Annotated in this window: 16 protein-coding genes; 2 read left to right on the forward strand and 14 right to left on the reverse strand. The window is 66.2% G+C overall.

Features of this window, described 5'->3' with window-relative positions; genetic code table 11:
* The first annotated feature begins 128 nt into the window (after positions 1-128).
* A complete protein-coding gene (gene atzF / locus BHK69_RS25605) occupies positions 129-2000 on the forward strand; it encodes an allophanate hydrolase (RefSeq protein WP_069692571.1) in 1872 nt (623 codons plus the stop codon).
* Between the two features lie 36 nt (positions 2001-2036).
* On the opposite strand, the gene BHK69_RS25610 is transcribed toward atzF, so the two are convergent.
* The 14 genes from BHK69_RS25610 to murA form a co-directional block, all read right to left on the reverse strand.
* On the reverse strand, positions 2037-2717 hold the full coding sequence (locus BHK69_RS25610; RefSeq protein ID WP_069692572.1) for a GntR family transcriptional regulator: 681 nt from the start codon (positions 2715-2717) through the stop codon (positions 2037-2039).
* A gap of 206 nt (positions 2718-2923) precedes the next feature.
* Positions 2924-3304, reverse strand: a complete 381-nt coding sequence (gene hpxZ, locus BHK69_RS25615; RefSeq protein ID WP_069692573.1) for an oxalurate catabolism protein HpxZ — start codon at positions 3302-3304, stop codon at positions 2924-2926.
* Between the two features lie 114 nt (positions 3305-3418).
* Positions 3419-5119 (reverse strand): dipeptide ABC transporter ATP-binding protein, encoded by a 1701-nt coding sequence (locus tag BHK69_RS25620; RefSeq protein WP_069692574.1) that lies wholly within the window; start codon positions 5117-5119, stop codon positions 3419-3421.
* 178 nt (positions 5120-5297) lie between these two features.
* Positions 5298-6251: an ABC transporter permease gene (locus tag BHK69_RS25625; protein WP_083269905.1), complete on the reverse strand. Its 954-nt coding sequence runs from the start codon at positions 6249-6251 to the stop codon at positions 5298-5300.
* 13 nt (positions 6252-6264) lie between these two features.
* Positions 6265-7278: an ABC transporter permease gene (locus BHK69_RS25630; RefSeq protein ID WP_069693960.1), complete on the reverse strand. Its 1014-nt coding sequence runs from the start codon at positions 7276-7278 to the stop codon at positions 6265-6267.
* A gap of 196 nt (positions 7279-7474) precedes the next feature.
* A complete protein-coding gene (locus BHK69_RS25635) occupies positions 7475-9070 on the reverse strand; it encodes an ABC transporter substrate-binding protein (protein WP_069692575.1) in 1596 nt (531 codons plus the stop codon).
* A gap of 388 nt (positions 9071-9458) precedes the next feature.
* Positions 9459-10514, reverse strand: a complete 1056-nt coding sequence (locus BHK69_RS25640; protein ID WP_069692576.1) for an ABC transporter ATP-binding protein — start codon at positions 10512-10514, stop codon at positions 9459-9461.
* Complete coding sequence (locus tag BHK69_RS25645) at positions 10511-12103, reverse strand: ABC transporter permease (protein WP_083269679.1); 1593 nt, start codon at positions 12101-12103, stop codon at positions 10511-10513. The genes BHK69_RS25640 and BHK69_RS25645 overlap by 4 nt, the downstream gene beginning before the upstream one ends.
* A gap of 79 nt (positions 12104-12182) precedes the next feature.
* Positions 12183-13196: an iron ABC transporter substrate-binding protein gene (locus BHK69_RS25650; RefSeq protein ID WP_069692577.1), complete on the reverse strand. Its 1014-nt coding sequence runs from the start codon at positions 13194-13196 to the stop codon at positions 12183-12185.
* 414 nt (positions 13197-13610) lie between these two features.
* Complete coding sequence (locus BHK69_RS25655; protein WP_069693962.1) at positions 13611-14015, reverse strand: arsenate-mycothiol transferase ArsC; 405 nt, start codon at positions 14013-14015, stop codon at positions 13611-13613.
* A gap of 47 nt (positions 14016-14062) precedes the next feature.
* Positions 14063-14536, reverse strand: a complete 474-nt coding sequence (locus tag BHK69_RS25660) for a UPF0262 family protein (RefSeq protein ID WP_069692578.1) — start codon at positions 14534-14536, stop codon at positions 14063-14065.
* Between the two features lie 39 nt (positions 14537-14575).
* On the reverse strand, positions 14576-15868 hold the full coding sequence (gene hisD / locus BHK69_RS25665; RefSeq protein WP_069692579.1) for a histidinol dehydrogenase: 1293 nt from the start codon (positions 15866-15868) through the stop codon (positions 14576-14578).
* A 33-nt stretch (positions 15869-15901) separates the two neighbouring features.
* Entirely contained in the window at positions 15902-16348 is a 447-nt protein-coding gene (locus BHK69_RS25670) for a DUF2948 family protein (protein ID WP_069692580.1), read from the reverse strand.
* Positions 16349-16379: 31 nt separating this feature from the next.
* A complete protein-coding gene (murA, locus tag BHK69_RS25675) occupies positions 16380-17669 on the reverse strand; it encodes a UDP-N-acetylglucosamine 1-carboxyvinyltransferase (protein WP_069692581.1) in 1290 nt (429 codons plus the stop codon).
* Between the two features lie 762 nt (positions 17670-18431).
* Between murA and BHK69_RS25680 the strand changes: the two genes are divergently transcribed.
* Positions 18432-19394, forward strand: a complete 963-nt coding sequence (locus BHK69_RS25680; protein ID WP_069692582.1) for an enoyl-CoA hydratase-related protein — start codon at positions 18432-18434, stop codon at positions 19392-19394.
* Positions 19395-19433 lie beyond the last annotated feature (39 nt).

Below are 19433 nucleotides of genomic sequence, written 5' to 3' on the forward strand. Positions count from 1 at the left end.
ACTGGGACCGAAATTCTCTCCTGACGCCGAGGCAGGCGCCGGAGCGACCTATCGCGACCATGCATAATCTTTGTATGCATTGAACTGACGAATGCCTGTTTTGTAGCCTTTCACCGAGAGACCTTGCCGTGCCGACACTGAGCGCCCTCCTCGCCGACCATCTCGACGGCCGCGTCACGATCGCCGGGACGATCGCCGCCAGCTATGCGCGCCACCGCGCCCATGGCGACGCGGCCATCTTCATCAGCTTGCGGCCTGAGGCCGAGGTTCTGAGCGAGGCGCAGCGCCTCCAGGCTGAGGGTCCGCGCGGCCGCAAGCTCTGGGGCGTGCCGGTTGCGGTGAAGGACAATATCGACGTCGCCGGCTTGGCCACTACGGCCGCCTGCCCGGCCTTCGCCTATACGCCGGTCGAGGACGCCAGCGCCGTGGCACGGCTGCGCGCGCAGGGCGCGATCATCATCGGCAAGACCAATCTCGACCAGTTCGCCACCGGGCTGAACGGCACACGCTCGCCCTATGGCGTACCGCGCAATGCCCTGCGCGCCGATCTGGTTCCCGGCGGCTCCAGCTCGGGTTCGGCAAGCGCGGTCGCGGCCGGCATCGTCCCGGTTGCGCTTGGCACGGACACGGCGGGCTCGGGCCGCGTGCCAGCCGGCCTGCAGAACCTCGTCGGCCTGAAGCCGAGCCTCGGCCTCGTGCCCACATTCGGCGTCGTGCCCGCCTGCCGCACGCTCGATTGCGTCTCCGTCTTCGCCTTGACGACCGACGACGCCTTCGCTGTGCTGGAGGTGATCGCGGGGCGCGATATCTCCGATCCCTTTTCCCGCCCTGTCCCTCTCGGCCAGCCGGGCGCGATCCCGCCGCAGTTCAAGCTCGGCATTCCAGGGGCTGCCGATCTCGATTTCGACGGCGATGCCGAGGCGGCGCAAAGCTTCGCGCTGGCAGTCGAACGTGCCCGCTCGCTCGGCGCGGTGATCGTGCCGCTCGACATGACGCCGTGCTACGATACCGCCCGCCTGCTCTATGACGGCCCCTGGGTGGCGGAACGCTTTCTCGCCATCCGCGACCTGCTGGCGCGCGACCCCGAGGCGATCCTGCCAGTGATCCGGCAGGTCATCGCCGGCAAACCCCTGCCGGACGCAGCCGATGCCTTCGCCGCGCGCTACAAGCTGGCCGAACTCGCGCTTGCTGCGAAGGCGGCCCTGAACGGCATCGATGCGATGATGGTGCCGACAGCACCACGCCCGGTCACGCTGGCGCAGATGGCGGCAGACCCCATCGGCCAGAACTCCATGCTCGGCCGCTACACCAATTTCGTGAACCTGCTCGACATGTGCGCGCTCGCCGTGCCCGTGAGCCTGACCGAAGGCGGCACGGCAGCGGGCGTCACCTTCATCGCGCCAAGCGGCCATGACGCGGCGCTGGCCGGCCTCGGCCGCGCCTTCCATGCCGCATCCGGCTTGACCCTGGGCGCAACGGGCACAAATGCGCCGGCGCTGGCGGCGCGGCCCATCGCCCCTGCTCCCGGCACGATCGAGATCGCCGTCGTCGGCGCGCATCTCTCCGGCATGCCGTTGAACGGCGAATTGACCGGGCTCGGAGCGAGCTTCCTGCGCGCGACGACGACCACGGCCGATTACCGCCTCTTCGCCCTCCCCGGCGGGCCGCCGGCCCGGCCCGGCCTGGTGCGCGTCGCGCCCGGTCAAGGCGCGACGGTCGCGCTCGAAGTCTGGGCGCTGCCTGCTGAAGGTTTTGGCCGCTTCGTCGCCGGCATCCCCTCCCCACTCGGCATCGGCACACTCGCCTTGGCGGATGGCACGCGGGTCAAGGGCTTCCTCTGCGAGACCATCGCCACGGAAGGCGCGCGCGACGTCACGGAATATGGCGGCTGGCGGGCTTTCACGGCGGCGCAAGCGAGCGCGGTGCCTGCGCCGAGCTTCGGCGAACTCCTGGCTACTTTCCCGGGGAAGTCTAGCGACATCCCGCCGCGGCAGAGATAGATCGCGACCTGCCGGTTCGACTTGGCGGGACCATCCTCACCGCGCCTCGGCATAGCTGCTGAAGGCATCGCGCACGATGCCGATATGGGCGCGCATTGCTTCGCTCGCCCCCGCTTGGTCACCGCGCAAGATCGCCTGCACGATCGTGTCGTGCTCCTGGTAGGAGCCACCCAACCGCCCCGTGGCGCGGAACTGCGCCCGGCGAAACGGCGCGACGCGCGCCCGCGTCATCAAGGTGAGTTCGGCGAGATAGCCATTATGCGTGCCGGCATAGATCGCGGCGTGGAAAGCCTCGTTCGTCTCGTGATAGCGCGCCGGGTCGCCCTCATGGACGAGCGTGCGCAAGGCCTGGTGCAGCGCCTCGAGCCCGCGCCGCTCCGGCACCGTCATGTTGCGGGCAGCAAGCCCGGCGCAGAGCCCTTCAAGCTCCGCCATAACCTCGAACATGTCATGGAGCTGGCTCGGCGTCGGCAGCGCCACGACCGCGCCGCGATGCGGCCTGACGCTGACCAGCCCCGAGCTTGAGAGCTGGCGGATCGCCTCGCGAACCGGCGTGCGCGAGACGCCGAAGCGCGCGGCGAGCTCCTGCTCGTCGAGTGGCGTGCCCGGCTCGAGCGCGCCCGAAACGATCTCGTCGGCGATCTGAAGCCGCAAGCTTTCCGTGCGCGTGGGGGCTGCGGGCTTAAGTCCAACGGCGGCGGCGCGGCGAGGCGGCATGGATCAGGACCAAGGATTCAGCGGAAGCGCGAGCATCTGCTTAAAGCGTTTTCGAGCGAAATGGACACTGGTTCGCGTGAAGAAACGGGTTCGCGTGAAGAAAACGCCATAGAACAAAAAAGCTGGAGCGGTTGAACGATCCAATTGGACCGGAAACGGGTCTAGCAGGCCGGCACAACAGGGTCATGGCGCCGCGCAACCGGGCGTCATTCCGCGATCACGCTGACATGGGCGCTGACGACCCGCCAGCCTTCCGGGAACTTGACCCAGGTCTGGCTTTGCCGCCCGATCTTGCCGACCATGCTGTCGCGCCGGAACAGCGTGTTGGCCGTGGCCATGGCATCGCCGTAAGCGGTGATGACGGTGCGCTCGATCGTGCGCATCACCCCGACCGGCGAGCGCGCCGCACGGAAGGCCGCGATCTCGGCATAGCCGTAGAGATTTTCGCCGACCCCGTAGCGCAATGTCTGCGGGCTGTCCTTGAACAGCGCATCCAGCGTCGTGACGTCATTGGTCGTCAGCGCTCTCTCATAGGCGGCAAAAGCGGCCTCGACTTCGGCAAGCACGGCGGGGTCGTTGATCTTCATTCCTGTATCGTCCTTGTTTCCCCCTCCCCGTCATTGCGAGCGTAGCGAAGCAATCCAGCGTCTCGCGCTGCCTCTGGATTGCTTCGCTACGCTCGCAATGACGACGAGATGCCCTCACATCGGCGGATGCGGAATCGCGGTCAGCAATTCCTTGGTGTACGCCGCCTGCGGGTTGCCTAACACCTCTTCGGCAGTACCTTCCTCGACGATCGCGCCGGTCTTCATCACGATGACCCGGTCGCAGAGCAGCCGCACCACGTTGAGATCATGCGAGACGAAGAGATAGCTCATGCCGAGCCGCCCCTTCAGCTCCTCCAGCAGATTCAGCACCACGGCCTGAACCGAAACATCGAGCGCCGCCGTCGGCTCGTCCAGGATGACGAGATCGGGGTCGAGCGCGATGGCGCGCGCGATACCGACACGGGCCTTCTGCCCGCCCGAAAGCTGGTGCGGGAAGCGGTCGATCAGTTCGACCGGCAGGCCGACAAGCCGCGCCAGCTCCTCGCAGCGGGCGCGCAAGGCATCGCGCCGCGAAATCCCGCCCATGCGCAGGATCGGATCGGCGATCGCCCGCTCGGCCGTGAAGCGCGGATTGAGACTGTCGGTTGGGTCCTGGAAGACCATCTGGATACGCCGGCGATACGGCGAGGCCGCGAAAGATCTGGCCGGGATCGCGCCGATATCGGCGCCGTCGAAGATGATGCGTCCGCCGCTGGGGTCGATCAGTCGCGTGATCATCATCGAGGTCGTCGACTTGCCGCAGCCGGACTCGCCGACCAGGCCAAGCGTCTCGCCCCTGGCGAGCGTGAAGCTGATGCCGTCGACCGCGCGGAAGGCGGATTTCTCCGGCTCCGCCTTGCCCCTGAGCTTGGCGAGGACGCCGCCCGCCGAAGGGCGCGGATACTCCTTGACCAGCTTCTCGACCCGCATAAGCGGTGCGTCTCCGGCGGGCGTGACCTGAGGCGCCCTCGCCTCGGCCGGTGGCCCCTTTGGCGCATCCGGCAACAGATCGGCAAGCGACATGCCGATGCGCGGCGTCGCCTGCATCAGCTTGCGGGTATAGGGGTGCTGCGGATTGCGGAAGATATCGGCAGCGGCGGCCGTCTCCACCACCTTGCCCTTCTCCATCACCACGACGCGGTCGCAATAGGCCGCCGCCAGCCCGAGATCATGGGTGATCAGGATCGTCGACATAGCCCGCTCGCGCGTAAGCTCGACGATCAGATCCATCACCGCCTTCTGCGTCGTCACATCGAGGCCCGTCGTCGGCTCGTCAGCGATCAGCAATTGCGGCTGGCAGGCGAGTGCGAGCGCGATCACCACGCGCTGGCACATGCCGCCGGAAAGCTCGAAGGGATAGGCGTCGTAGCGCTCCTCGGGGCGGGCGATCTTGACCTTGGTCAGGGCCTCGATCGCCTTCTCCCTGGCGGTCGCGCGCGTCGCCTGGACATGCTGGAGCAGCACGTCTTCGATCTGCCTGCCGACCTTGCGGATCGGGTTCAGCGCCGCGCGCGGGTTTTGGAAGATCATCGAGATCTCGCGCCCGCGCAGATCGCGCATCTGCGCCTCATCGGCCGTGACGAGGTCGATGCCGGAGAACGAGATCGCGCCCTCGGCGACGCGGCCTGCCCGATCGAGGATGCGCACCACGGCATAGGAGGTCACCGACTTGCCCGAGCCGGACTCGCCGACGATCGCGACCGTCTCGCCCTTGGCGACCTGGATGTCGATCGACTTGACGGCCTGGACGGCGCCGCGGCGCGTGGCGAATTCGACGGTGAGGTTCTTGATGTCGAGGAGGGGAGGAGAGGTCATGCCAGAACCTCCCCGTCATTCCGGGGCGACGCGCAGCGTCGAGCCCGGAACCCAGAACCGCAGGTTACAAAAGACAGGACGCGACGGTCATGATTGCTGGAGTTCGGCCTGCGGTTCTGGGTTCCGGGCTCTCGCTGTGCGAGCCCCGGAATGACGGAGAGGTTCATGAGCGTACCCATCAATTCCTCCGCTGCGGATCGACGAGATCGCGCACGCCGTCGCCGAGCAGGTTGAAGCAGAACACCGCGATCATCAGAGCCAAGCCCGGAAAGAAGGCGATCCACCATTCCCCGGAGACGATGAAACCAGCCCCTTCCGCGACCATGATGCCCCATTCAGGTGTCGGCGGGCGCACGCCCAAGCCGATGAAGGAGAGGCCCGCCGCGTTCAGGATGGCGTAGCCCATGGTCAGCGACATCTGCACCGCCATGATCGGCATGATGTTGGGCAGGATTTGCGTGAGCAGCAGCCGCCAGTCGGAATTGCCCGAGAGCCGCGCCGCCTGCACGAAACCGGCCTCGCGGCGGACATTCGCCTCGGCGCGGGCGACGCGGGCATAGAGCGGGAAATTGATGATCGCCGTCGCCAGCACGATGTTGGTGACGCTGTTGCCGAGCGCTGCGACGATGCCCATCGCCAGCACGAAGAGCGGGAACGCCATGATCGTGTCGGCGATCCTTCCAACCAGCTTGTCGACCCAGCCGCCGAAGAAGCCGGCCATGATGCCGGCAAGCCCGCCGAGCACGAAGACGAGCGCGACCGAGAACACCGCGATCGAGAAATCGAGCCTAGTCGCTGCGATGACGCGGCTGAAGATGTCGCGGCCGAGTTGGTCCGTGCCGAACCAGTGCGCACGGCTCGGCGCCTGCAGCGCCGCATTGGTGTTCGAGGCGAGAGGATCATAAGGCACGATCGAGGGGCCGATCAGCGCCGCCAGCAGGATCAGCGCAAACAGCCCGAAGGCGAGCCCCGTCACCGGGTTCTCCGCCACGATATGGCGCGCATGCGCCCACAGGCTGGTCGAGGGCGGCGCCTCGAAGCGCAATGCAGGCACGGATTCGACCGGCAAAGATTCGGCAGGCAGGGCTTCGCCGGGAGCGGGCTCGGGTTCTTTTTCGAGGATTTGGGGCATGTCGTTCACGGCCTCACCCCTCCAGCCTGACGCGGGGATCGATGACGCCGTAGAGCACGTCGATCATGAGGTTCAGCGCGACATACATCACCGCCATGGTCAGCACGAAACCCTGGATCGGGGCGTAGTCCGAAGCGATCAGCGCCTCGACCGCATAGGAGCCGATGCCCGGCCAGGCAAAAACCTTCTCGACCAGCACATTGGCGCCGAGCAGGAAGGAGAACACCATGCCGAGCGTCGTCACCACCGGCAGCATCGCGTTGCGGAAGGCGTAGGTACCGATGACCTTGCTATTGGTCAGGCCGCTGGCACGCGCCGTGCGGACGAAATCGGCACCAAGCACGGCCAGCATCGAGGCCCGCGTCATCCGCGTGATCGGCGCGAGCGAGAAGATGGCGAGCGTCACGGCCGGCAGGATGAGCTGCGAGAAGGCGGCGCGGAAACCCTCAAGATCGCGCGCAAGCAGCATGTCGATCAGCAGGAAGCCGGTGACACCAGGCGGCTCGGAGGCGAAGACGTCGAGCCGCCCGAGCGGTGCCGGCGACCAGCCGAGCAGGAAGTAGAAGACATAGACCAGCAAGAGCCCGGTGAAGAACACCGGCAACGAGACGCCCGCCGTCGCGACGATCCGGCAGAGATGGTCGACCCAGGAGCCCTGCTTGACGGCGGCGAGCACGCCAAGCGGCAGCGCCACCGCCATGGCAAGCAGCAAGCCGACAAGCGTCAGTTCGGCCGAAGCCGGAAGCCTCGCCGCAATGTCCCTGGTCACCGGCTGGCCGGTCGTCAGCGACTGGCCGAGATCGCCCTTCAGCAATGCCGTGACATAGGAGACGAACTGCACCGGCAGCGGCTGATCGAGGCCAAGCTTGCCGCGGATCTCGGCAATGGCCTGCGGTGACGCCGCAGGCCCGGCGAAATAGGCGGCGGTGTCGCCCGGCAGGACCCGTGTGAGCAGGAAGGTGACGATGATCACGCCGATGATCGACGGGATGGTCGTCATAAGGCGCTGGCCGATCATCTTGAGCATGGCATGTTCCCCGTCCGGCTCAGCGCGATGGCGACCTGTGCAGATCGAGTGCGGAAACACACCGTCATCCTGGCCGGAGCGAAGCGGAGCGCCGGGATCCATCGGAGAGCTCCGGAGCCCTCCGATGGATCCCGGAGCTGCGCGGCTTCGCCGCTTGTCCAGGATGACGTTGCGTTTCCTAGCTCAAGCAAGTTCCTCACCCCTTCGTCAGGTAGCGGAAATCCGGCTCGCGGCAGGGCTGGAACTGATAGCCGCCGATCGACTTCTGCATGGCGACGTCATGGGTCGGCTGGGCAATCGGCACCATCGGCACCTCGACGTTCACCAGCTTGATGAACTCCACGACGCTCTTGTCGTAAACCGCCTTGTCGGCGGTGAAGCGGGCCTCGTCGACCAGCTTGTCCAGCGCCGGGTTCTGATAAGCGGCGATGTTGAAGATCGAATTGTTGCCGTGCATCGTCCAGAACAGATAATAGTCGGGATAGTCGAGCCAGCCGGCGAAGCGGTTGAGGACCATCGGGTTGGTCTTCTTCTGGATTTCGCCGCGGAAATTCGCGCCGGGCACCTTCGAGATCTCGACATTGATGCCGATGGTTGCGAGCGCCTCCTTGATCAGCACCGACATCGGTTCGGCAACCGTCGCATTACCGGCATCGAACAGCAGCGTCGTCGAGAAGCCGCCGCCGGCCGCATCGACCAGCGCCTTCGCCTTGGCGGCGTCGGTCTTGTAGGGGAAGGCTTGCGGCCAGGCGACCTTGGGCGTCTCCGGCCCGCCGGACATGTCGACGCCGCGGCCGAACAATGAGGCCTGCAGCATCTTTTCATAGGGCATCACCCAGGCGACCGCCTGGCGCAGGCGGACATCCTTGAACGGCCCGACCTGCGTGTTGAGATAGCAGCCCCAGACGCCGTTGGGGATCGGCACGCCGACGACATTGACCTTGCCGGCGTCAGCCAGGTCTTTGAAGTCTTTTGGCGGCAGACCGTAGGAGATGTCGGCGTCGCCGCGCTCGATCAGCGCCCGGCGGGTCGAGGGCGAGGCGATGTCGCGCGCGATGATGCGGCGCAGGCTCGGCAGCTTGCCGCAGGTCCAGGCGTCATTGCGGACATAGATGGTCTCGACGCCGGGCTTCCAGCTCTCGACCTTGTAGGCACCGGAACCGGCGATGTTGTTCTTGAGATAGTCCTTGGCCCAGGGGTCGTCGCCGCCATTCTTGATGGCAAGCTCGGAGTCGAACACGAAGGGGATGGTGACGGCCAGGTTCGGCAGCGTCATCTTGTCCTTGCGGATGAAATCGATGCGCAGCGTCTTGTCGTCGACCACGACGAACTGCTCGGGCTTCTCCAGCGAGCCGGCATTCATCTGCGTCGTGGCGAAACCGCCGATCGAGACCGCGCGGTCGAGCGACCATTTGACGTCCTTGGCCGTGACCTTGCGTCCGGAATGGAAGGTGGCGTCGCGCAGCTTGAAGGTGCAGCTCATGCCGTCCGGGGCAAGCTGCCAGCTTTCCGCCAGCTCGCCCTCGAGCTCGCCCATCGCGATCGTATTGCCACCGCCGCCCGGAATCGGAACCGGCTTGAAGCGCAGCAGCCGATCATAGCAGTTCAGCGCCACACCATTGACCGGCTGCGACGAGCCGATGCCCTGCATGTCCAGGCTGTTGGGACCGTATTCCTGCACCAGCAGCAGCGTCTCGCTGCGGCTCGGCGCCTGGGCCTGCGCAGCGCCGCCGCGGGCGGCGAAGGGTAGGCTGAGGCCGGCAGCGATGGCGGTGCGGCGTGTGATTGTCATGGAACGATCCCTCGATGCGCGGACAGGCTGGCATGCGCCAGCAGCCTTGGAACGGCGCCGGCAGCGGAAAGATGCGCCTCTCATGCACAGAGCGTGCCGCCCCAAATCGCGAGCGCAAGCGCGGCGCCGGCGGCCAAATCCGACCTCGCACGCGCGCGGCAGAAGCCAATTTTTCCCGTGATTGCTGCCCATTCGCGCCAGAAGCGGCGTCTCAGCTCTCTATCGACGGCGCTTGCCGAGTGAAGCGCATCAATGCACGCTGCGGCAGGCGCTTGGCCAGATTACATGCATCTTGTATGCACGATGGCGGTTATCGCCTATTTCATAAGCAATTTGTGGAACCGCCTGCATCGAAGGCACGACTGGACGGCGTTGCCGGTCGCGGACTCTACCGCTCGAGGATATGTGCGCCGCCCTGCACCTCGAGCCGGACGCGCGAGCCTGTCGCAGGCAAATCGCGGCCCGGCGAGCGGACGAGGATGCGGATCCGCGCCTCCCCGAAGACGACCCCCACGGTGATGGCGCAGAGCGCCCCGCCGAACTCGACCTCCTCGACCTCGCCATGACAGGCGCCAGTCTCCTGCCCGCCGACAGTTGCGGGTGAAAGACTGATCTGCTCGGGGCGCAGCATGATTTCGCCGGAGCCACGGCGCGCGCCGGTCTCGGCTGGAATGCGCCCCAACGCGCAATCGACGAAGCCCTCGCCCAGTTGCGCCTCCAGCATCGTCGCATCGCCGAGGAAGAGCGCGGTCTCGCGGTCCTTCGGCTGCCAGTAAAGCGTGACGGGCGCGCCGGCCTGCATCAACCGCCCTCCCCGCAGCACCGCGACCTGATCGGCAAAGGACAAGGCCTCGGCCTGGTCATGCGTCACCATGATCGCGGTGATGCCGGCCTGGCTCAGCACCCGCATCACCGATTTGCGCACCGCCTCGCGCAGACCGGTGTCGAGCGCCGAGAACGGCTCGTCGAGCAGCATCAGCGCCGGCCGGCGCGCCAGCGCCCGGGCCAGCGCCACGCGCTGCTGCTGGCCGCCGGAGAGCTCATGTGGGCGGCGGCGCAGCATGGCGCGATCGAGCTCGACCATCTCCATCAGCTCATTGATGCGCTGGTCGCGCTCCGGGTCGCCCGCCTCGATCCCGAAGCCGATATTCTCGGCCACGCTCAGATGCGGGAACAGTGCCCCGTCCTGCGGCACATAGCCGATGCCGCGCCGATGCGCCGGCGCGATCAATGGCCCGTCCGCCAGCATCTGGCCGTTCAGCATGACGCGGCCGGCATCGGGCGCATCGAAACCGGCGATGATGCGCAGCAGCGTGGTCTTGCCGGAGCCGGAGGGACCGACGATCGCCATGCGGCTGCGCGCCGGCACAGTGAGATCGACGCCCTCCAGTGCGATCTGCGGACCGTAGCGCTTGGTCAGGCCGGTGACGTCGAGAAGGCTCACTGTCCGGCCACCCGTCGCGATTGCGCATGCAGGAGCGCCGTCAGGGGCAAGGACAAGGCGATCATCAGCGCCGCATAAGGCGCGGCCGCGGCATAGTCGAGCTCATTCGTCAGCGCCCAGAACTCGGTCGCGAGCGTACGCGTGCCATTGGGCGCGAGCATCAGCGTCGCCGTCAGCTCGGTGGTGACGCCCATGGCGACGAGCGCCATGCAGGCGGCGACGCCCGGCGCCGCAAGCCGCATCGTCACCGAAAGGATCGCGCCGACAGGCCTGCGCCCAAGCGCGATCGCCGCGCGCTCCAGCTCGACCGGCACCTGCGCAATGCCGGCGCGCAGGCCGACCAGCGCGCGCGGCAGGAACATCAAGCCATAGGCAAGCAGCACGGTCGCGACCGTCTGGTAGAGCGGCAAGGCAACCCTGACCGTGATCGTGACCAGGGCAAGCGCGACCACGACGCCGGGCAAGGCGCCGACATAGTAATGGCAGCCTTCGAGAACCCGCTGCAGCCGGCCCGGCGCGCGCACCGAAAGCCAGGCCATCGGGATCGCCGCGAGCGTCGTCGCCAGCGCCCCGCCGGCGGCATAGAGCAAGGTCTCGCCGAAGGCCGACGCCAACTCGCTCGCCTGCCAGATCCCGCTGCCGCCGGCGATGAGCCAGCGGCCGAGCGCATAGGCTGGCACGCCGAGAGCAAGCCCGCTCAGCGCGAGCGGCAGGAGCATGGCAACCCAGCGCGCCCGGCCAAGACGGCGGCGCGAGGCCGGGCGCGGCGCGCCCGACCCGACCCGGGCATAGCGCGCATCGCCCCGGATCAACAGTTCGAGCCCGAGCAGGCCGAGGCAGGAGACCACGAGCACGCCCGCCAGCATGTTCGCGGCCGGCCCGTTATAGCTCGACTGGAACTGGTCGACGATCGCAGTGGTGAAGGTGTCGAAGCGGATCATCGCGTAGAGGCCGTATTCGGCGAGCAGATGCAGGCCGATCAGCAAGGAGCCGCCGCAAAGCGCGATCCGCAATTGCGGCAGCACGACACGCAGGAACACCCGCCAGGGCGTAAGCCCGAGCGAAGCGGCGGCATCCTCCATCGCCGGGTCGAGGCGGCGCAATTGCGCCGCGACCGGCAGATAGAGAAACGGCAGATAGGCCAGGACCGAGACGAAAACGGCGGCGAAAAGCCCGTGCATCCCCGGCGCGACGCCGATCCAGGCATAGGACTGCACAAAGGCCGGGACCGCCAGCGGCGCAACCGTGAGCCAGGACCAGAGCCGCGCGCCCGGCACATCGCTGCGCTCGGTCAGCCAGGCGAGCGCCACCGCCAGCGCGATGCAGGGCGGCAGGGTCAGCGCTTCGAGCAGCGCGGTATTGACCAGCAATTCGCCAACGCGCGCCCGGAAGATCAGGGCGGACGCCGTCTCCCCGCCGGTCTGGACCGTGATCCAGAGGATGAAACCGAGCGGCAGCAGCGTGACGAGCGAAACCAGCGCCGCCAGCCCGAACAGGGATTTGGCCGCGAGTTGCCGGACGCGGCGCAGCGGCAAGGGCTGCGCCGCGAGGACGGGATAGGTTCGCAAGGGCTGCGCCTGCACGGTCATGAACGCTATCGAACCAGCCAGAAGGCGAAATGGGACGGCGGCGCGACACGAGTCACGCCGTCGCCTTATGACCTGGACCTCAGAGCAGCCCGGCCGCCGTCATCAGTTCGGAGACTTTCTTGCTGTCGAGCTTGGAGGGCTCGACCTTCGGCGCATGCAATTGCGCGATCGGCTCCAGCTTCGGGTTCGATTCCGCACCCGTGGCGATGGCGTATTCGAAGCTGTCGCCGTCCCGCAGCACGGCCTGGCCATGCTTGCCCGCCATCCACTTCACGAAAGCCTCGGCCTGCTCCTTATGCTTGCTCGAAGCCAGCACGCCGGCGCCGGAAGTGCTGAGGAAGGCGCCCGGATCGCCGTTGCGGAAATAGTGCAGCCGGACATTGCTGCTGTTCTCGCCCGTCTTCGCCTGATCACCGAAGTAATAGTAATGGTAGATCACCGCGCCATCGACCTCGCCGGCATTGACCGCCTTCATGGCGACGCTGTTGCCGCGATAGGCGGTGGAGTTCGCCTTCATCGCCTTGAGCCATTCGGCCGTGACCTTCTCGCCCTTGAGCTCGAGCAGCGCGCCGACGATCGCCTGGAAGTCGGCGCCCGAGGGCGAGGCGGCCCAATGGCCCTTCCACTTCGCGTCGGCGAGATCGAGCAGCGACTTCGGCAGGTCGGCCTCCTTCAGCTTGCGCGTGTCATAGACGAAGACGGTGCTGCGCGCCGCGACGCCGACCCAGCGCCCGCTCGACGGCTGGAAATTCGCCGGCACCTGCGCCAGCACGTCCTTGGGCAAGGTCTCGAACAGCCCGGCCTTCTCGACCAGCACCATCGCCGGCGAATTCTCGGTGACGAAGACATCGGCGGGCGAAGCCGCGCCTTCCTGGACGATCTGGTTGGCGAGTTCGGTGTCGCCGCCCTTGCGGATCGTCACCCTGATACCGGTTTCCTTGGTGAAGCCGTCGGCCCAGGCCTTGGTCAGGCTTTCATGCTGCGCGTTATAGACGGTGATGCCCTCGTCGGCGGCGCGGACGGCGTGCGACGCGCCGGACAGGATCAAGGCGAGCGCGGCGGCGCGCATCAGGGAAGACGGCATCAGTGTCATGACAACCTCTGCAACTCCGGTCCCGTGGGGGAGGCGGACCAAGTATCGAGGCTTAGATTCCCGCTGCCGGAAGCTGTCAATTTCTATGTTTTTTCCTTGTAATAATTATAAACTGAGAGAAACCGACGCGCGAATTCGTGATTTGACCGAAAATTGGCGCAAAGAGCGTATCACGCAACGTCTCTTGTCTTGATCACTTGTGCGACGAGCATGAACAGCACCTTCTGAAGCAGAATGCGTTCGGGGTGCAGGTCGCCCCGAGCCTGCGCTTCGTTACGCCCGAATGACCAGACCCTTTTCCTAGAGCATTTTCGAGCGAAGTGGCCGCCGGTTCGCGTAAAGAAAACGCGCTATTGTAAAAACCTTGAAGCCATTTCCGATCCAATTGGCGGGGAAATGGCTTCAAGGGCACTCTCAGGCCCTCAACCTGTCCTTGATGCGCCGCATCAGCCCGTCGCGCACCTCGCGATAGGCCTCCAGCACCTGCTCGCGCGAGCCCTGCACGACGGTGGGGTCGATCGTCGGCCAGTATTCGACATCGGCAGCGACCGTGCGCGTCAGATCGAGCGCCTTGTGGTGGGCTTCCGGCGAGAGCGAGACGATCAGGTCGAAATTCAACCCCTCCCACTCTTCGAGCTCCTCGACCGATTTCGGCTTGTGCTTGTGTGCGTCGATGCCGATCTCGTCGAGAACCGTGAGCATGAAGCCGTCGACCTCGCCGCGCCTGGCTCCGGCCGACTGGACATAGATCGATTTGCCGAAGAAGTGCTTGGCCATCGCCTCGGCCATGGGCGAGCGCACCGCGTTCTGCGCGCACATGAACAGCACACTTTGAACCTTGCGCGAGGCGGCGGGCTCCACCCTCCTCAGCCCTTCCAGTGCAACGCGTAGATCAGGGTGAACAGCCGCCGCGCCGTATCGAAATCGATCTCGACCTTGCTCGCGAGACGGTCCACCAGGATGTGCGCCGCCTCGTCGTGCAGGCCGCGCCGGCCCATATCGATCGACTCGATCTGGGAGGGCGTGGCGGTGCGGATGGCGGCATAATAGCTCTCGCAGACCAGCGCGTAGTCCTTGATGATGCGGCGCAGCGGCGTCAGCGAAAGATGATGCGCGACGACGGGAACGCCGTCGGCCTGCCGGACGTCGAAGACCAGCCGGCGCTCAATCAGCGCCAGATGTGCCAGATAGGGCCCGCCATCATGGCCGGGAAGGGCGAAGCGATTGCGTTCGATCAGATCGTAGATCGCAACCGCGCGCTCATGCTCCTGATCCGGCGAGCCACGCCCAAGCGAGGCTTCGTCGAGCGTGACGCCGATCAGGCATTTCGTCTCCGACATGCTGTCTCCGATCGAACCGGACGGCGCTAGGACATACGTTCACAGATTCAGTCTGATCGTCACGGAACGACCATGCGCCTGCAAGCCCTCCGCTTCGGCAAGCCGGACGGCAGCCGGCGCGAGAGCGCGCAGCGCCTCGGGCCCGCATTGCAGCAGCGAGGTTCGCTTCATGAAATCGAGAACGCCCAGCCCGGAGGAGAACCGGGCCGAGCGCGCCGTCGGCAAGACATGGTTGGGCCCGCCGACATAGTCGCCGATGGCCTCGGGCGTGTGGCCGCCGATGAAGATCGCGCCTGCATTGCGGATCCTGGCCGCAAGGCGTTCGGGCTCGGCCGTCATGATCTCGAGATGCTCGGGCGCGAGGCGATCGACCAGGGGGATCGCCGCCTCAAGATCCGCGACCAGCAGGATCGCGCCGTAATCAGCCCAGCTCTTGCCGGCGATCTCGGCGCGCGGGAGCGTCGCGAGCTGCACTATCACCGCCTTCTCGACCTCGCCGGCCAAACCGGCATCGTCCGTCATCAGGATCGACTGGGCCGAGACGTCGTGCTCGGCCTGGGCCAGCAGGTCGGCGGCGATCCAGTCGGGATTTGCCGAACCGTCCGCGATGACCAGCACCTCGGAAGGACCGGCGATCATGTCGATGCCGACCTGGCCGAAGACGCGCCGCTTGGCGGCGGCGACATAGGCGTTGCCGGGGCCGACGATCTTGGAGACCGGGGCGATCATCGCCGTGCCATAGGCGAGCGCGGCCACGGCCTGCGCGCCACCGATGCGATAGACCTCGTCGACGCCGGCGAGCCGCGCCGCGGCCAGCACCAGCGGGTTGGTTTCGCCGCGCGGGCTCGGCGCAACCATCACCACCCGGTCGACACCGGCGACCTTGGCCGGAACGGCGTTCATCAGCACCGAGGACGGATAGCTCGCCGTGCCGCCCGGCACATAGAGTCCGACCGCCTCGATCGCGCTCCAGCGCCAGCCGCTCGCGACCCCGGCCTCGTCCGTGAACCAGGCATCCTGCGGCTTCTGGCGCAGGTGATAGGCCTCGATGCGCGCGCGCGCCGTTTCCAGCGCCGCGAGCTGCTCGGGCGGGCAGGCTTTGACGGCGGCATCGATCTCCGTTTCGGAGACGCGCAGGGTCTGCGGCGTCAGGTCGAGCCCGTCGAAGCGGCTGGTATAGGCGATGAGCGCTGCGTCGCCCCCGGTGCGGACCTCGGCGATGATGTCGGCGACGACGCGGTCGACCTCCTCGGAGACCTCGCGCTTGGCGCCCAGCAGGGTCTGAAAATCCTGCTCGAAGCGTGCATCCCTGTCGTCGAGCCTGATCGGCATCGCAAAACCTTAAGAGCTATGGCGTGGACGAGGTCAGGCGCCGTTGGGATGGTCGGGCGTCGCGACCGCTTCCCAGACCGGGCCGAGATCCTTCATCTGAGCTTCGATGCATTCGACGTCGAGCCGGATCGCGGCGCCGTCCGAGAAGTGCAAGGTGACGTCGCCGGTCGGGCCGTCGCGCTCTTCGAAGGTGATTGCGAGCAGGTTCAGGACCGTGCCCGGGGCAGCTGTGTCGATCCCGGTGCTGCGGGCCGTGGTGACCCGCTCGAAATGCAGCGCGGCGAGACGCCGCCGACGCTGCCCGGCCTGCGCGCCCGCCCAATCGAACCGGCGCGCCGCGAGCGCGAAACGCTTCTCGCCGGGAAGATAGGCGATATCCGTCACCTTCAGGACAGCATCCTGGAGATGAGCGGACAGGATCGCGAGATCGTCAGCGTCGAGTGCGATCAGCTTCAGCGGGTCGGCGGCGTCAATCGGCATCGCGATGTTCTGGCGAGGCCGCGCGGCAACGTCAACTGCTGATGCGTTCGACCTCGGCGCCGCAGCGCGTCAGTTTCGCTTCGAGCGCCTCGAAACCGCGGTCGAGATGGTAGACGCGGTTGATCGTGGTGTCGCCTTCGGCCGCAAGACCGCCGATGACGAGCGAAACCGAGGCGCGCAGATCCGTCGCCATCACCGGTGCGCCGGTGAGCTTGGCGACGCCCTCGACATAGGCGGCATCGCCGTCGAGCCTGATCTTGGCGCCCAGCCGCGCCAGCTCCTGCACATGCATGAAGCGGTTCTCGAAGATGGTCTCGCGAATGCGCGAGGTGCCCTTGGCCCGCGTCATCAGAGCCATGAACTGCGCCTGAAGATCGGTCGGGAAACCAGGAAAGGGATCGGTGTCGACATCGACGGCGTTCAGCGCCTGGCCGTTGCGGCGCACGCGGATACCCTCATTGGTCGAGCTGATATCGACGCCCGCCTTGGTCAGGACGTCGAGCGCCGATTGCAGCAGGTCGGCACGCGCGCCTTCAAGCAGCACGTCGCCACCCGTCATCGCGACGGCCATAGCATAGGTGCCGGTCTCGATACGGTCGGGCAGGACTGCGTGATGGGCACCGCCAAGGCGAGCGACGCCGGTGACGACGATGCGCGAGCTGCCGGCCCCCTCGATCTTGGCCCCCATCTTGACGAGGCAGGCGGCAAGGTCGGTCACTTCCGGCTCGCGCGCGGCATTCTCGATGACCGTCGTGCCATCGGCCAGCACGGCAGCCATCAGGGCGGTATGGGTGCCGCCGACCGTGACCTTAGGGAAGATGATCTCGGCGCCCTTCAGGCCCTTGGGCGCCCGCGCCAGGGCGTAGCCGTTCTCGATGGTGATCTGCGCGCCGAGTTTCTCCAGCGCCATCAATAGGAGATCGACCGGGCGCGTACCGATGGCGCAGCCGCCGGGCAGCGAGACCTTGGCCTCACCCATGCGCGCCAGGATCGGCGCGATGACCCAGAAGCTCGCCCGCATGGTCGAGACCAATTCATAGGGCGCGCAGGTATCGGTAATCTGGCGAGCCGTCAGTGAGACGGTCTGGCCGCTTTCGGCCGACTGGCCAATGCGCTTGCCCGCGACCGTGCGATCGACCCCCTGATTGGACAGGATGCGCGACAGCGCCGTGACGTCGGAGAGGCGCGGCACATTGACCAGCGTCAAAGTCTCGTCCGTCAGCAGGCTTGCGATCATCAGCGGGAGAGCGGCGTTTTTCGCACCCGAGATCTGGATATTGCCATTGAGGCGCTGGCCGCCGGTAATGCGGATCTTGTCCATCGTGATGACCTGCTGGCCTGCCGCCGCGAAAGGCCGGGCGGCGCATGAATATGAGAATCAGGACCGGGAGGTTTCGGCCTGGGCTTGCGATACCGGTTCCTGCGCTTTCGCCTCATCCGTGCGGCGAGCGCGAGCCTGAGCCTTGCGGCGCTTCAGGTTCTCGCGGAGAGCGGCGGCAAGGCGCGCTCTCTTCTCGTCTTCTGCGGATGGTGGGCGGTTCACGGCATCAACTCGGCATCAACGTTTCAACGCTCGGATCGCGGCGAATTCGCGGCGCATAGTTAGCTGCGGTTGTGGTTTTGAACAAGCAGGTGAGCGCGCGGCAAGACGCAGCCCGCTGTCCGGCCTTGTCCTATTTCGAGACAGGCCTGCGTGCCGCAGCGGCTCATCCCGGCATTCTCCTCGCTTCGCATCGGGCGTCGCGCGGGACGCCACGCCCCCGAAAAAGAAACGATCCGCCGCGATCAGCGAGCTCCGAGACCGATTATTCCACCTTGGAGGAAGCTCGCGCCCGAATCTTTCCTTCGCAGAGCGACGCAGACCCGGCCCCTCCGGGCAGCACATGATTTGCTCAAGGCGAGGACACGATCGGGAACTGTTCCACATCGTTCAAGGCCTTGGTCACGACACCGGGTCCGAGTTGACGATACGGAATAAAGCTTAACGAAATTAACCATTTCCGCGGGATCCCGTTTACAGTTTCTTAACTTCAACTACCTTGACCGGGCGTTCTCGACGCGCGGCAACCGGGAGGTCAGCGGCATGTTCCAGTCTCTTTCGTCAGTTCCGAAGGCTGGTTTTGCGACGACTCTCGACAGCTGCGACGTCATCGACGCCATCCGGCATCAGGCCGGTTTCCTGCCCGAGGTGCAGATCGACTACGAACCCGACATCCTGACCTTGTGGGTGACGATCCGGCCGGAGCTGAAGCCGGTTTTCACGCTTCAACTGCTCGACAGCCTGGGTAAGATTCAGCGTGCGATCTTCGCGCTATGGGGTGCGCCGGACCAATATCACCGCGCTCCGGTCCGCTTTCTCGCCTTCCGCGGAACGGGCCCGTTCTTCACGCTTGGCGGCGATCTCGACTTCTATCTCGACTGCCTGGCCAAGAATGATCGCGCGGCGCTGGCCGAATATGCGCGGCTCTCGATCGAAGGCGCGGTCTTGAACGCCAGCGGCCTGAACGGCCTCGTGGTCACGCTCTCGACCATTCACGCCAAGGCGATCGGCGGCGGCATCGACGCGCCGCGCTCCTGCAACATCATGATCGCCGAGGAGCAGGCCTCGTTCGTCTACCCCGAAATCAAGTTCAACCATTTCCCGATCACGGCGGTCGCGATCCTGTCGCGCCGCATGGGACCACGCGCTGCCGAGCAGATGCTGCTCTCCGGCGAGGAGCTCAGCGCCCGCGATTTCATGGCGGCGGGCGGCCTCGAAGCCGTCGTCCCGACGGGAACGGGCGAGAGCTGGATCCGCAAATACGCCGCCGATTCCTTGCCTATGCATGCCGCCAAGACCGCCCTGTTCTCGGCCTTCAACCGCCGCGCCGGCGATCTGAAGGAGGAGCTGGAACACCTTGGGGAGATCTGGACCAACTGCATGCTGCGGCTGAACCCCAGCGCGATCTCGAAGCTGCAACGCATCGCACAGACCCAGGACCGCATGCTTGCCCGCGTCTACCAGCGCCCACCTGCGGTTGCAGCAAACGCTTCGAGCGGCCGCTAAGGCCTCATTAAGGCCATACGGCCCCTCTGAATTCGGAGA

It is taken from the genome of Bosea vaviloviae, assembly GCF_001741865.1.
Lineage (GTDB): Bacteria > Pseudomonadota > Alphaproteobacteria > Rhizobiales > Beijerinckiaceae > Allobosea > Allobosea vaviloviae.